The following is a 14,124-nucleotide window of genomic DNA, read 5'->3' on the forward strand; positions in this document are numbered from 1 at the left end:
TATCCCTTTCGTTCAAAGGTTCTAGGCTTTTACGAGCAAAGCTACACACTCCACGTGTATTGCTAGCAAACAACTTTATTTTAGAACGAAAGTGATAGAGTGTTTTCTAAAATTATACTATAAAACGAAAGAGAATTATACACTCAACTCAAACAACTTATAAAACTCACCTCTTCTATACATCAAGTCACTAAAAGAACCATCTTCAACAATGACGCCTGCTTTCATAAAGAGAATTCTATCGTATCTTTTCAAAATGTTCTCATTCAACTTGTGGGTTACTACAAGTGCAGTTAAATCTTGAATATCCAAGATTGAATTTTCAATTTCAGTAGTTACTCGATTATCCAAAGATGAGGTAGCCTCATCCAATAATAAGATTGGTGTTTTTCGAATCAAGGCACGCGCAATACTAAGTCTCTGTCTTTCTCCACCAGATAGATTTGATCCATTCTCGCCACATAAAGTTTGTAAGCCAGATTCATTTTCTAAAACATAACTTTCTAAACCTGACTGCTGTACAGCTTGCTTTATTTCCTCATCAGTGAAGGATTGATTAAGAGTAATATTCGCTCTTAAAGTATCATCAAAAATATAAACTTCTTGCTGAACAATCGTCATTAAGTTATAAAGACTATCTGCTGAAATAGCTTGTATATCTTGATTATCAATTGAAATATGTCCACTTGTTACATCGTAAAAACGCAGTAATAGATTGAGCAAAGTTGATTTCCCACTCCCTGACATTCCTACAATTGCAATTTTTTCTCCTTTTTTAATCTTCAAAGATAAATGATTAAAAATTTTTTCTTCAGTATTAGGGTAAGAAAAGTCTATATTTGAAAAAGAAATAACATCATCGAAATATTCTTTCGTTTCACCGGTCTGAAGTCCAGTTACATCTTTTACCTCAAATGCATTAAGTGTTGCTTGCCCTTCACGGAATTTACTCATTCCCATACCAATTTCATTTAGTGGCATTACTACAAAATTGACTAGTTGAACAATAGCTGTTACACTTCCAATTGTGGTATAGCCATTAAATACGAGATACATTCCTCCACCAAAGGCTACCAAAAAAACAATCATCCCTGAAAGCTGCGAAATAACATAAGCTAAAACATCAAATTTCCCTTTTATAAAATTTATTTCATCAAATTTTTCACTTTCATGACTATAATCCTCACAGATAGCATCTTTCACATTAAAACTTTTAATAACCAGAAATCCTGCTAAAATATCTTTAACCTTAGCTAAATACTTCTGATCTGCAATCATAGCACTATTTTGTAGAGAGGCTGATTTTTGTCCAATAAATCCTGAAACCATCATTGGAATAATGCTAGCAATGATTACTAATAAGGTCAAAAACCAATTACCTATAAACATAGCTAGGAGTGAAAAAATCATTAAGGAAAGGTTTTTTGAAATATTAAAATACTGGTGTAGATAATCTTGCTCGATTTTCTTCATATTTTCGGTTAATACAGAAATAAACTTTCCTGATTTTTCTATAGAAAAGTCTCTATAATCCCTATCTAAAATAGATTGGAACACCTTGTTTTTGTATCTTGACATTATTTGCCTAACAAGTTTATTTTTCAATCGAAGAGATATAAAGTTGAGTCCTGCATAGATGAAAATAACAGTAGCCCCTATTAGTACCGCTTGAGTTAAGGCTTCTTCATTTTGGGACATGCCACTATCAATAATACCTTTAATAGAATAAGCAAAAGCAACGTTAGTTAAAGGGACCAGTATATTAAATATCATGAAAGCATAAAAAGCCTTCTGATGGTTCTTTATCAATTGTTTCATCCTTAATCTACCTCATAATTCTTAATTTCATTTAGAAAATGTGACATAAAATATTCTTCTAAGTCAATATTCTCTCTCCTAATCTCTTTCATAGAAACCTGTTCTACCATTTCTCCATTTTTGATAAAACCAATTTTATCTGCTATCTGTGAAATTTCCGATAATATATGACTCGATATTAGAATAGTAATTCCATGCTCCTTAGAAAGCGACAACAAAAGATTTCGAATTTCTTGAATTCCTATTGGATCTAAACCATTGATTGGCTCATCTAAAATTAACAATTTAGGTTTTGTTAGAAAGGCACGAGCTAAACCAAGCCTTTGCCTCATTCCTAACGAAAAATCTTTTACTTTTTTAGTCGTATTTTTTAATCCGACCATTCTTAAGGCTCTTATTATATCTGATTCAATAATATTTTTCCCCATATACTGAGCGTGAATTTCCAAAATTTCTTTTGCAGTGCAATTATCATAAAAAATTGGTGATTCAATAATACTTCCAATCTGACTTAGGATTTCTTCTCTGTGTTCTTGTAGATTTTTCCCAAAAATTTCAATACTACCTGATGTAATTGTTGATAAGGATAACATACATTTCATTAACGTTGTTTTTCCAGCTCCATTCGGTCCTAAAAGACCATAGATTTCTCCTTCAGCAATTTGAAGGTTGATACCACTTAAAATTTCTTCTTTATCAATTGTTTTAAAAACTTCTTTTATTTCAACAATATTTCTCATTTCTATCTCTCTTTCTATATCTGGCTTTAAATACAAGAATTTTTCTCCCGGAGAATAAATACTAATTTATACAGTCTCTTTTTTTATAGAAATCATTAAGGAATTATCACTTTCCTTCAATTAAACTCGGGTATGCTACTTGATACTAATATCTTGTCTTGAAATATCAAAAATTGAAAATGAAGTAATCATTAAACTTATGAAACTTGCAAATATCAAAAAGAATAGGTTATCAGCAATATTATTAGATAAACTTCCTGGACTGGCATTCGAAAGTAATGCTGCTAAACCAAGTCCAGTAAGCATTGTTATAGCTGTCGAATGCTTAATCATACCTAAAACAAATGGTAGTAACCCTATTAGTACTGTTGCAAACGTTATTCCAGCTAAGTTAATCAATTGATTAGCTACTGGAATATAATTTGATTCAGTTAAAATTGCTACTAATTTAATTAATAATTGAATAACTAAATGTGCAGAAAAATTGGCAATAAATGATATTAGAATGACTGTAAGAATTTTTCCCCATAGTAACTTTATTTTAGAAATAGGGTAAGAAAACAACTGAAAAATTGTTCTTCGTTTAAATTCATCAATAATAATCGTAGATAATAAATAAGATTCGAAAATCAAAAATGCTGATTTTGTAAATAAAGATGAAAACAATGATGCTACAATTGCCCAACCTTCCCATTTATCAGTAACTCTAATAAGATTAGAATCCTGTCCAGTGAATTCTCCTAGTTTATTGTCAGTACCTAACCCCATAATGATTATTACTGTAATACCTAACACTATAAATATAGTACACAACCAGGCTAAAAATAATTTAGATTTAGAAATTTTATTTAATTCAATTTTAATAAGCGACAACATAGATTCTTTCCTCCAAAGTGTAAATAAAGAATAAACTATTCAAACTAATCTCAACAAATATTTAAAAATAAGCTTATTTTACAGACAATGGCAACATACATACTGTCGGTATGTATATACTAAAAAACAAACATACCTACGGTATGTAAAATAGGATTTTAATAACACACATAAAGTATGTTATTTTTTAAGTATCAAAATGTAAAATAGATCGTTCAATTGATAATACATAGATAGAAATTAGTATTAACAAGCATGTCATGCAACTACTTATTTCCTATTTTTTTAAGTGATCAAATAACTTGAAAATCACGTCCATCATTTCATCAGAAATTAATTGTACCCCCAGACCTTCAAAAGTAAGTTTAATGAAATTCATTTTACGCTTTAATTCCACTAATGAAAAAACGGAAATTTGAAAACCAATCCAAATATTTAGAGTTAAAACAATTAAATCTGCTAGCTCTTCTGGATATTCTGTTTTAATAGACCCATCTTCAACACCTTCGTAAACTTTTTCTCTAATTTCCGGTAAAAAATCAGAAAATAAACCTAGATACTGCTCTCCCAATAAGCGTGGACTTCTTAGCATAATTGAAGCAGAGTAGACGAGCCTTTGGTGTTCAAAGTTAGAGAAAGAATCCATCAAAGAATTTTGTATTTTTTCTAATCCAGTATTTCCTCTCCAATTATAATTAAAAATTTCTTGATTATTTTCGCTAATGATCGTTTGCAAAATATCATATTTAGACTCAAAATGATGATAAATAACACCTTTCGTTAATCCACCTAAACCATCTATGATATCTTGTATTGACGTATTATCAAATCCTTTTTCTAAAAATAAATCTTTAGAGACCTCTAGTATTTTTTTTCTAGTTTCATGTGAGTTTCTATTTCTTGCCATTCCAGTCCCTTTCTATCATACCATCGGTATGTAACTTCTATTGTAGTGGACGAAACTAATTATGTCAAGTTCTTTATTGGAATATAACAAAAAGCCTTAATTCAAGGCTTTTCATGATCCCTTTCATTACAAGGGTTTTATGCTTTTACTTACCGTTTCGTCATACACTCCTTACTCTGACAAACTGGGATTTACTTAAATGAAATCCACTCTTCTTTTGATAGACAGCTTATGTGTTCTGTGCGAAGAACTCCTTCCAATGCACATGGCACCTTCTCTTTTGTATGATGATAACGGAACCCACATTTTTCCTGAACTCTCTGCGACTTTGTATTGCCATCAAAATAACCGCACCACATTTTCTCCAGATTCAAGTCATCAAATCCATATCTCATTATCTCTTGAACTGCTTCTGGTATAAGTACCTGACCCCAATACGGAACTCCTATCCAGTAACCAATCTCCGCCTCAGTATCAGGAATACCTATATTACTTGCAGAGCCAATCATCAATCCTATGCTACCCACTGGCTGCATCGTTTCTTTTAAAACGATAGCGTATGTATCAGGTGAGGAAAAAACACTTTTTATAATCTCTCTACTGTTTTCAACACTAGTATGTACAGGCCAACCTGCATTCGGACCAACCTCTGGAGCACTGGCATATTGAAATAAATCATTAGCATCACTTTCTTCCCATGGGCGAAGAATCAATCTTTCCGTTTCTAAAATCATTATTTCTCCTCAAATTCCAATTTAATTATTTCTTTTTCTTTGGTTTGGGTGCAGGTAATTCATCATACATTGAATTGAATAAGCCAGTTAAAAAATCTTTGTTGTCAACATCATCTACCAACAGCATTTCCTTTGCTCCATCATATGGTAACTCATACTTCGCATTTGGCATATATGCTATTGCAGATTTAACAGGCTTCACTAAAAATCTATCATCATAAATTCCACCCACAATTTTTCCGCGATAATAAACAATATATTCGCCCATCATTGATCTATATGTTATTTCTTCCAAATCGGATAGTTGTTCTAAGATGAAATTTAAATATTCTTTACTTGAAGCCATTTTTTTCTATCTCCCTTAATTACTATAATTCAATAGTCCATTTTCATCAAACTTAAAAATTTGGCTCCCATCCAGTTCGTCTACATTTTAGTATCCTAGATCCAGAATTACATAATGAAAATTAGTCAATTTTCTCAATAATGTTTCCAAGTTTATCTAATACAAGACAGGAATGATCATTTAGTGGAATTATGGGAACATTAACGAGTTCTTCAGCTCTATCCTTATTAGCTTTATCATTCCAGGAATCATAATGGACACTAATTAAAAACTGACTAAAGAGTCCTAATCCATTTTTTATCTTTATCTGATGATTTGAATTATCATTAGGTGAGACATAGACTTTTTCTCCTAATAATAGGGCTCCTGCAGAAAACCCTATAACTTTTGCCCCTTTATTCAGCATATGATCGATATAATTTTTGAACTCCTGATTGACATAAGTAGCTAGATACTTTTCCGTATTTCCACCACCGATGATAATGACATCAGCATCTAGATAGCTATCAAAATCAATCTGCTCAGTGTCCAAGAGTAAGTAATCAGTGTTTAGATTAGAAAAATGGCTTTGGAAAACTTCCGTGTACTTTTTCATATAGGGTTGCCAATTTTCTCGATAAACTGTAAAAATGACAATTCTTTCGATCTTTCTTGATGACACAATTTTATTAACAACCGTAGGATTCTTTATCGGCGGATTTCCACCCATCAAAAAAATTTGTTCGTCCAATCTTTCACACTTTCTAAAGATACATAAAGTTTAAACAAGTTTATTCTCGTTTCGAAATTATAATTTTTTCTTAAAATGAATAATTCTATTTGCCTCCTGGAATCCAATATTGAGATGAAATCTTATAGAGTCCGTATTCGTTAAAGTACAGTCACTTGCAAATTCCTTACATCCTTTATTTTTCGCCCATTCCTCACATTTTGTACAGAGATTTTTAGCTATATCCTTTAAACGATATTCCTCGTCGACAATAATCCCTTCTAAGAATCCAACAGGACTATATTTACAACCTTCAACATAATCGAATCTGAGTGAACATAGTGCTAAACCTACAATTGTGTCACCTTCAACTTCAGTAAAGATTGCAGTATTTTTGCCATTCGTATATCTTTTTACTTCATCAATAGCTTCTTTATCGGTCAATTGGGGCCATAATTGTTTCATTAGTTTAGCCGTTTTTATAGAATCTTTTGTTATTCCATCCATATTGATGTTCCTCCGCAAATTACAAGCAAATGTTTCGAATCATGCTGTTACTTTGTTACTCATTGATTGATACCAATACCATCCCCTTCTACTTTTCGACTGTCTCAGATCGGAAGAGCAGATCCACGCACTCAGCAGTTCGGACTTATCGTATCATTTCGTCAGTTTCCCTCCTCATTCTACGAGTCCTATACCCCAGGGCACCTTCTCGACCTTCGGTCTCACCTTGTCGCATGGGCAGATCATCTACTTCTACTTCGCTGATGCCTCGGCTCGTACAAGCAGTGATACTGCCTCAACGTGATGCGTTTGTGGGACTCAAAAGGTTCAGTGAACCTTCTGAGGATTAACTGCGTTTCACTAACAAGCTCACACACTCGACATGGTGCGTCTGTGGGACTCAAAAGGTTCAGTAAACCTTTGAGGATTAACTGCGTTTTACCAACAAGCTTACACATTCGACATGGTGCGTTTGAGGAAACAGATCCACCGGCTGGACTTTCTTCAGTTCATAGCCCAACTCTTGATAGAGTTTGATATCACGCGCCATGGTGGCGACGTTACAGGAGATATAGGCGATGCGGTCAGCGCCTGTTTGGGCACTTGCTTTGATAAAGCTTTCGGTCAAGCCCTTGCGTGGTGGGTCGACTAGGATAGCAGTTGGTTGGATGCCTTTCTTGAGCCAATTCTTCATAGCATTTTCTGCTGTATCGCAGACATAGTGGGCATTGGTGATGCCATTTAAACTAGCATTCTTCTGGCTATTCTCCACTGCTTCTGGGATGACCTCTACCCCATAGACTTCCTTGACATGCTTGGCAACTGACAAGCCAATGGTCCCAATTCCTGAGTAGGCATCAATCACGATATCCTCTGCTCTCAAGTCCGCAAAGTCAATTGCTGTCTGATAGAGCTTTTCTGCCATTTCGGTATTGACCTGGTAAAAGGCTGGTCCTGAGATTTGGAAGCTATTGCCCAACATTTGGTCCGTAATGTAATCCTGACCATAAAGAGTGCGCCATTCTTTTCCAAAAATCGCATTGGTATTCTGGTCATTGATATTTTGCATAACGGATTTGATGGCTGGGAATTGCTTGATCAACTGCTCGATCAACTGGTCCACACGGAACACCTTGGGACGAGTGGTGACCAAAATGACCATGATTTCTCCTGAATGGTGACCTCGGCGGACCACAAGATTGCGAATCAAGCCAGATCTTTCTTTTTCATCATAAGGCTTAAGGTCAAACCGACGAATCAAATCTCGAAGAGCCAAGACTACTTGGTCAATGACTGGATCTTGGATATAGAAGTCTTCAATCGGCATCAAATCATGAGAGTTCTTGCGAAAGAAGCCTGTCTCTACCTGACCATTGACACGACGGACAGGGACCTGGGCCTTGTTGCGGTATTGGACAGGATGGTCCATCCCCAAGGTCAGGGGCACTTCGATATTGGAGATTCCTGCCATCTTGTAGAGACTATCCTTGACCTGCTTGGCCTTGAATTTCAGCTGCTCTGGATAAGCCAGGTGGCCCAAGTCGGCAATACCGCTTCGCAAGTAAGCCAGGTCTAACTCTTCATTGCGGTGAGGAGATTTTTCCAAGTACTCCTCTACTTTTCCGTAGCCGATCTTCTTATTGACCTTGAGCACGCGCATGCGAATGACTTCTCCTGGCAGGGCATTCTCCACAAAAAAGACCAGGCCATCGACCTTAGCCACTCCTGCTCCTTCGTGTGTCAAATCGACAATCTCAACCGTTACAATTTCATTTTTCTTTAACATCGTTTTCTATCTTTCTACAAATTAAAAGGGGTGGAGTCCAAAACTCCTATCCCCTTATTATATCATCTCAGTCCCATTTGGTACAATTTCTTTTTATAAGCATCGAAATCGACCAGCAAGCCTTGACCACCATACATATCGTAAGCATCGACCCAATCCCCATTTTCTGGGATGGTCACTCGTTCAATTCCTTTTCCAGCACTTCCGACTAGTCCAAGTCCATTGGTCAATAGGAAGGAGAAAGGAACATTGGTAGACGTCATGGCAAAGACTTTCCCAAGGGCTTCAGATCCCGTAAAGAGTTTGGTTGGATCCTTGATCTGATGCATGATAGCGGACATGACCTCTTGTTGGCGACGGGTCCGACCAAAGTCTCCTTCATCATCCTTACGGAAACGCGAGTAATTGAGAAGGGTCCGGCCATCCATCCGTTGTTTTCCAACCTTGATGGTTTGCTGCGGAACGACGCCGTCTTTCATATTCAAATCGTCTGGCACTTCCACTTCACTGACCTTTTCGCCATCAACCGTTGAAAACTGCGCATTCATCTCGACCCCATTTGGGAAGAGGGTATCGATCGCTGTCGCAAAGGTCTTGAAATCGACCATGGCGTAATATTGGATGTCAATATCAAAGTTATCTTTGAGCATCTGACGCACCAATTCAGCCCCTTGGTTGTTATTTTGCTCCCCAATGGTAAAGGCAGTATTGAGCTTCTGGTCATAGTAGCCATCATATTCAGGAATATTTTGCTGGCTCACTCCATCGATATGGACCAGTGTATCCCGCATGAAGCTGACCATCTTGATCTTGCCTTCTTTGTTATTGACGTTGACCACCATGATGGAGTCTGTCCGAGTCTCATCTGATTTCTCACCGATCCGACCATCTGTCCCCAAGATCAGGATATTGACCCCATCTCGCGACTTCTTGCCGTTAAATTTCTCGACGACAGCAGGCTTGGCATCTTTCCCAGCTGGTTTACTGTTGAGGCCTTTCACAAACATAAAGACCATGCCACCGATAATGAGCAAGAAAAAGAGAGCTATCCACTTGAGGATCCGCTTGACGCGGATCTTTTTCCGTGGTTTCTTAGGTAGATCGCTCGTCGCAGCGACTGCTTTTTTCTTTGTTTTTCTGCTACGTGATTGGTAAACAGGAAGGTCACCAATCGGTTCAGCAATCTCTCCTTGCACTTCTTCAGTAGCAGCTACTTCAGGCTGTTGAAGGGGTTCTATTTCCTCATAAACTCCTTGGCTTTTTTTGAGCAAATAATTGTATTCTAGTTGTTCTCGTTCATTCAAATAATGAAAATTTGAGTATAAGTACTCTAATCGCTTTCGCTCATGGTGAGATAGAAAGTTGGATTCGTTACTCATCTTTTCTCCATTCCGTTATCTTTTATAGTATAGACCTGATACTGACCCAAGACTTTTGTCTGAATGCCCAGACTGTCTAATTCTTGATAGGCAAAGTGCACAAGATCAGGCGCTTCATTTAGGAGATCAATAATGAAAAAGTATTCTCCTAAAGCTGTTTTTAGGGGGCGACTTTCAATCTTGGTTAAATTGATTCCCCGCCAAGCAAAGGTGGACAAACCCTTATAGAGGGCTCCTGCCAGATTACTTGGCAAAGTTAAAGCCAAGCTAACTTTTTGAAGGGCCGGTCTTAAAGTTTCTGAAATTGCGGGCTCTTTGGTCCCTAAAATCCAAAAACGTGTGTAGTTGTCCTCGATTTCTTGGATGTCTTTGGCCTGGACTTCCAAGCCGTACTCACTGGCCGCTGCCAGAGGGGCAATCGCTGCAATTTCCATGTCTGGATGCTCTGCTACATAGCGGGCTGCCTAGGCTGTTGAAGCCGTCATTTCCATGGCCACATCCGGATAATGGGCTCTTAGAAAAGCCTTCCCTTGGGCCAAGGCCTGTGGATGCGAATAGACCGTTCGAATAGGCCGATCTTTTTTAACTACCAAGAGCTGTTGTTTAATGGGATAGACCACTTCTGCAACGGCCTGGATGGTCCCTTGGTGAAAGAGGTAATCAAGGGTCTCATGAACACTGCCTTCAATCGAGTTTTCAACTGGGACGACTGCAAAATCGATCTCTTGATTCTCATAAGCCTTGATGACATCTGTGATCGTCCGATAGGCGATTCGTTCAGAAGTTGGAAAGCTATGAGTAACCACATCATGGGTAAAAGATCCCTTGGGACCAAGATAGCCTACAAGCATCGAATGATCTCCGCAATTTCTTCAGGTGTTTTGTCCTCTACATCCACAATATGGGTAGCAATATCCTCATACAAAGGCAAACGTCCATCAAAAATCTTCTTAAATTCTTCTTTGGTGTTGTTTAAAAAGAGGGGACGTTGCATGGCTTTGTCATTTTGAATCCGGCTGTACAAGGTTTCAAAATCTACCCGCAGATAAATGTTGTGAGGATTTTTTTCCAAGAGTGCACGGTTATGAGGATTGACCACAATCCCGCCTCCAGGAGAAATAATAGCCGCTTCATTTTCCAATAAACGCTCCAGCATTTCAGCCTCGCGACGACGAAAGGCTGCTTCTCCTTCCACTGCGAAATAGTCATTGATCGACATACCGATCTCTTCAACAATTAATTCATCCATATCATGGAACTTTGGATCAAGAATGCGACCAACGGTCGTTTTACCTGTTCCCATAAAACCAAGTAAAATTTTAGCCATGCAGTAAGGTCTCCAAATCTTCAAAAAAACTAGGGTAACTGGTGTTAATGGCCTCTGCCCGATCCAGCATCACATTTCCTTCACTCACTAATAAGGCAGCAATGGCAGCCATCATCCCAATCCGGTGATCTCCAAAGGTCTCTATGTCTGCTCCATGTAGGGGAGTCGGTCCAGTGATGATCATGCCGTCTTCCGTCGGCACGACAGTGGCTCCCATAGCATTGAGGCTATCTGCCACGACCTGGATGCGGTCCGTTTCTTTCACACGAAGCTCCTCAGCATCCGCAATCACGGTCTGACCATTTGCTTGTGTCGCTAGTAAAGCAATAATCGGCAATTCATCAATCAAGCGTGGAATCAACTCCCCATCAATCCGAATCCCTTTTAAGGACGAAGTCTTGACAGTGAGACTCGCAGAGATCGCTTTTTCATCACGATCCTCAATGGTGAGATCTCCCCCCATTTCCTGGATCACATCGAGAATCCCTGTCCGCGTTTGGTTGATGCCAACATTTTCAATCTTAATCACACTATCTGGAAGGATGAGTCCAGCCACTAACCAAAAGGCCGCACTGGAAATATCTCCAGGAACAATGACTGTTTGACCTTTGAACTCTTGTCCACCCTGGATGTGGATGGTTTTTCCATCCACTTGGATCTCTCCACCAAATTGGCGAATCATATCCTCCGTATGGTCACGCGTCTTTTCCTTCTCGATAATCGTCGATTCACCTTCAGCTTGTAGAGCGGCAAAAATGAGAGCAGACTTGACTTGAGCCGATGCCACTGGCAAACGGTAATGAATCGGTTGGAGCTGACGGGTCCCTTTTTCATGTAAAGGTGGGCAATCGCGATCTCCCTGACCAGCAATCTCTACCCCCATCTGACGCAGTGGGATCGCGACACGATCCATGGGCCGTTTGGAAAGGCTGTCGTCTCCGACCATGGTCACTGCAAAATCCTGACCTGCTAAAACACCGGAGATCAAACGAATAGACGTTCCTGAATTGCCCATATCAAGGGGAGCCGTCGGAGCTTGAAGACCTTGAAAGCCTACTCCTTGAATCCGAATCACATCCCCATCATCTTGGATAGAAACTCCCAAATCTCGAAACACCTGGATGGTAGAGAGCACATCTTCGCCTCGCAAGATATCATAGACCTTGGTTTCGCCCTTTGCAAGACTTCCAAAAATAATGGATCGGTGACTGATGGATTTGTCACCAGGGACACGAATGGTTCCCTTTAGACCCTTGCTATTGGTTCTTAATTTCATTGCCATCTCCAGAGTGCTTTTCCACATATTCTATCATAAATAGGACATGAATTCAATTTTTGATCAAAAATTTGGAACAAAAAACGAATGTTTCCAAGCTTTTTTTGAGCTTCTTTTGATCTAGTGGCGAACGAAAATACCAGAGTCGAAATGACAACTCTGGTAGAAATTTCTACTTGTATAAATCTTGAATCGGCTCAAAGATGATCTTTTCAAGATCTGCAAGATAAATAGACAATTGCTGTTGTTTGGTGAAAAATTCATTCACAATCGGACTTGCTTGGATTTTTTCCATATAGTCCTTCATTTCTTGTTGCACAGCTTCTGTTGGAAGTTGACCGGATTGCATCAAGCCTTGCAATTGATTTTGGAAAGCGACGTATTCGTCAAACAGTGTTTTCGCTTCTGGATTTGCTTCGATCGCCTGCTTGCTCTCTACGACAGCCTTGTATTCAGGAAGGTCTCGCAGGGTCCGAGAGAGTTCGTTTGCTACATCATAAATATTTGCCATTTTCTAGGCTCCTTTACTGATAAGATACCTCTATTATACTTCTTTTCCCTTAATATTCCTAAAATGAAGCAGGCCTTTTGATGCAAATCCTTCTGTAGACCTAGCGAGCAAGAACGGTATAAGACGTCGCCTGGCTGATCAATTTTTGAGCCCGCTCCTGATCCTCTGCATTTTTAAAGGTCAGCTGCAAAATCCCGTGGATATCTTCCCGATTCTCTTCATTGATGTGAATATTAACCAAGGAAATCCCTTGTAGGAGTTGTAAGATTTCGAGGATCACACCTTCCTGATCGGGGACATCGATAAAGAGATCATAGGCACTATCGCGTCCAGCACGCTGATGGATTTGCATTTCTTTTCGGTGCTTGCGCCCTTCTTGGAAAAAGGACCAAATGGCCTCTTCGTTATCTGCTTGAATGGTCTCGGCCACCTGATCCAAACGTTCTTTGAAATCTTCAATCCGCTCTATTATCGCTTGAGGATTGGACAAGAGAATAGAGGTCCACATGCCTGGCTCACTTTCTGCAATCCGTGTCATATCGCGAAAGCCACCAGCCGCAAAACGTCGGGTCATTTCATGCTCTTCTCCATAAGCTGCGGCCTGCTCGACCAAGGTCGATGCTAAAACATGAGGAAAATGGCTGATCTGGGAGGTTACCCGATCGTGTTCCTCGGCATCGATTTCAATAAAGCGGGATCCCAATCCACTCAAAAGCTCTTTCAACTCTTCCATGGTACTTCCTGTGGTCAAGCTGGAAGGGGTAAAAATGTAATAAGCGTTCTCAAATAAGGTCGCATCCGCTGCTGCAGCACCTGTCTTATGACTACCAGCCATGGGATGCCCTCCCACAAAATGCACAGCCTTGTCTTTAAACACCTTTTCAGCTTGTGCCACAATTGCTGCCTTGGTAGAGCCTGCATCTGTCACTAGTACCTGGTCCTTCAAATTCAGGACGGCTAAGGTTTCTAAGTAAGACTTAGTTTGCTTAATCGGAAGCGCCAAAATAATGATATCTGCTAAAGGGGCAAAGGCTGCGAAATCATCCGTCACCTGATCCACCATTCCTCTTTCAAGGGCGATGGTTCGAGAGGATTCACTACGATTGTAACCAAGAATGGTCACGTTTGGGTGAGCTCTCTTAATCCCTAGCGCGAGGGAAGCACCAATCAAGCCCAGCCCTGCAATATAAACAACTTTCTTCTCCAAA

The 14,124-nt window shown here is 39.0% G+C and carries 14 protein-coding genes and 1 pseudogene; all 15 read right to left on the bottom strand.

Features of this window, described 5'->3' with window-relative positions:
* Window positions 1-135: 135 nt before the first annotated feature.
* Window positions 136-1,818 carry an ABC transporter ATP-binding protein gene (locus H7T92_RS03870; RefSeq protein WP_201037126.1) on the bottom strand — a complete coding sequence of 561 codons (1,683 nt, stop codon included), beginning with the start codon at window positions 1,816-1,818 and terminating at the stop codon, window positions 136-138.
* Window positions 1,819-1,820: 2 nt separating this feature from the next.
* Window positions 1,821-2,558 (bottom strand): ABC transporter ATP-binding protein, encoded by a 738-nt coding sequence (locus H7T92_RS03875; RefSeq protein ID WP_201037127.1) that lies wholly within the window; start codon window positions 2,556-2,558, stop codon window positions 1,821-1,823.
* A 135-nt stretch (window positions 2,559-2,693) separates the two neighbouring features.
* Window positions 2,694-3,434, bottom strand: coding sequence for an ABC transporter permease (locus H7T92_RS03880; RefSeq protein WP_201037128.1), 741 nt, complete (start codon window positions 3,432-3,434; stop codon window positions 2,694-2,696).
* A gap of 277 nt (window positions 3,435-3,711) precedes the next feature.
* Window positions 3,712-4,341, bottom strand: coding sequence for a TetR/AcrR family transcriptional regulator (locus tag H7T92_RS03885; protein ID WP_201037129.1), 630 nt, complete (start codon window positions 4,339-4,341; stop codon window positions 3,712-3,714).
* 191 nt (window positions 4,342-4,532) lie between these two features.
* The gene (locus H7T92_RS03890; RefSeq protein WP_201037130.1) at window positions 4,533-5,075 is read right to left on the bottom strand and encodes a GNAT family N-acetyltransferase; all 543 of its coding nucleotides are present in this window, start codon (window positions 5,073-5,075) and stop codon (window positions 4,533-4,535) included.
* Between the two features lie 25 nt (window positions 5,076-5,100).
* Complete coding sequence (locus H7T92_RS03895; RefSeq protein WP_037605505.1) at window positions 5,101-5,421, bottom strand: TfoX/Sxy family protein; 321 nt, start codon at window positions 5,419-5,421, stop codon at window positions 5,101-5,103.
* A gap of 121 nt (window positions 5,422-5,542) precedes the next feature.
* Window positions 5,543-6,151: a Type 1 glutamine amidotransferase-like domain-containing protein gene (locus H7T92_RS03900; RefSeq protein WP_201037131.1), complete on the bottom strand. Its 609-nt coding sequence runs from the start codon at window positions 6,149-6,151 to the stop codon at window positions 5,543-5,545.
* Window positions 6,152-6,208: 57 nt separating this feature from the next.
* A complete protein-coding gene (gene aac(6') / locus H7T92_RS03905) occupies window positions 6,209-6,637 on the bottom strand; it encodes an aminoglycoside 6'-N-acetyltransferase (protein WP_002912789.1) in 429 nt (142 codons plus the stop codon).
* 427 nt (window positions 6,638-7,064) lie between these two features.
* Complete coding sequence (gene rlmD / locus H7T92_RS03910) at window positions 7,065-8,423, bottom strand: 23S rRNA (uracil(1939)-C(5))-methyltransferase RlmD (protein WP_201037132.1); 1,359 nt, start codon at window positions 8,421-8,423, stop codon at window positions 7,065-7,067.
* 62 nt (window positions 8,424-8,485) lie between these two features.
* Complete coding sequence (locus H7T92_RS03915; RefSeq protein ID WP_201037133.1) at window positions 8,486-9,802, bottom strand: LCP family protein; 1,317 nt, start codon at window positions 9,800-9,802, stop codon at window positions 8,486-8,488.
* Window positions 9,799-10,653: pseudogene (gene pheA, locus H7T92_RS03920) on the bottom strand (prephenate dehydratase). Before pheA ends, H7T92_RS03915 begins: the two are co-directional and overlap by 4 nt.
* Complete coding sequence (locus H7T92_RS03925) at window positions 10,644-11,129, bottom strand: shikimate kinase (RefSeq protein ID WP_070673935.1); 486 nt, start codon at window positions 11,127-11,129, stop codon at window positions 10,644-10,646. The pseudogene pheA and the gene H7T92_RS03925 overlap by 10 nt, the downstream one beginning before the upstream one ends.
* Window positions 11,122-12,405, bottom strand: a complete 1,284-nt coding sequence (gene aroA, locus H7T92_RS03930; protein WP_201037134.1) for a 3-phosphoshikimate 1-carboxyvinyltransferase — start codon at window positions 12,403-12,405, stop codon at window positions 11,122-11,124. Before aroA ends, H7T92_RS03925 begins: the two co-directional genes overlap by 8 nt.
* Before the next feature lie 172 nt (window positions 12,406-12,577).
* Window positions 12,578-12,916, bottom strand: coding sequence for a YlbF/YmcA family competence regulator (locus H7T92_RS03935; RefSeq protein ID WP_003014453.1), 339 nt, complete (start codon window positions 12,914-12,916; stop codon window positions 12,578-12,580).
* A gap of 100 nt (window positions 12,917-13,016) precedes the next feature.
* The gene (locus H7T92_RS03940; RefSeq protein ID WP_201037135.1) at window positions 13,017-14,123 is read right to left on the bottom strand and encodes a prephenate dehydrogenase; all 1,107 of its coding nucleotides are present in this window, start codon (window positions 14,121-14,123) and stop codon (window positions 13,017-13,019) included.
* Window position 14,124 lies beyond the last annotated feature (1 nt).

This window comes from Streptococcus parasanguinis, assembly GCF_016648855.1.
Classification (GTDB): domain Bacteria; phylum Bacillota; class Bacilli; order Lactobacillales; family Streptococcaceae; genus Streptococcus; species Streptococcus parasanguinis_L.

Bases quoted from the DNA above. Each gene is read 5' to 3' on its own strand.
- H7T92_RS03870 (WP_201037126.1), bottom strand. From the start codon at position 1,818: ATGAAACAATTGATAAAGAACCATCAGAAGGCTTTTTATGCTTTCATG.
- H7T92_RS03875 (WP_201037127.1), bottom strand. From the start codon at position 2,558: ATGAGAAATATTGTTGAAATAAAAGAAGTTTTTAAAACAATTGATAAA.
- H7T92_RS03880 (WP_201037128.1), bottom strand. From the start codon at position 3,434: ATGTTGTCGCTTATTAAAATTGAATTAAATAAAATTTCTAAATCTAAA.
- H7T92_RS03885 (WP_201037129.1), bottom strand. From the start codon at position 4,341: ATGGCAAGAAATAGAAACTCACATGAAACTAGAAAAAAAATACTAGAG.
- H7T92_RS03890 (WP_201037130.1), bottom strand. From the start codon at position 5,075: ATGATTTTAGAAACGGAAAGATTGATTCTTCGCCCATGGGAAGAAAGT.
- H7T92_RS03895 (WP_037605505.1), bottom strand. From the start codon at position 5,421: ATGGCTTCAAGTAAAGAATATTTAAATTTCATCTTAGAACAACTATCC.
- rlmD (WP_201037132.1), bottom strand. From the start codon at position 8,423: ATGTTAAAGAAAAATGAAATTGTAACGGTTGAGATTGTCGATTTGACA.
- H7T92_RS03915 (WP_201037133.1), bottom strand. From the start codon at position 9,802: ATGAGTAACGAATCCAACTTTCTATCTCACCATGAGCGAAAGCGATTA.
- H7T92_RS03925 (WP_070673935.1), bottom strand. From the start codon at position 11,129: ATGGCTAAAATTTTACTTGGTTTTATGGGAACAGGTAAAACGACCGTT.
- aroA (WP_201037134.1), bottom strand. From the start codon at position 12,405: ATGAAATTAAGAACCAATAGCAAGGGTCTAAAGGGAACCATTCGTGTC.
- H7T92_RS03935 (WP_003014453.1), bottom strand. From the start codon at position 12,916: ATGGCAAATATTTATGATGTAGCAAACGAACTCTCTCGGACCCTGCGA.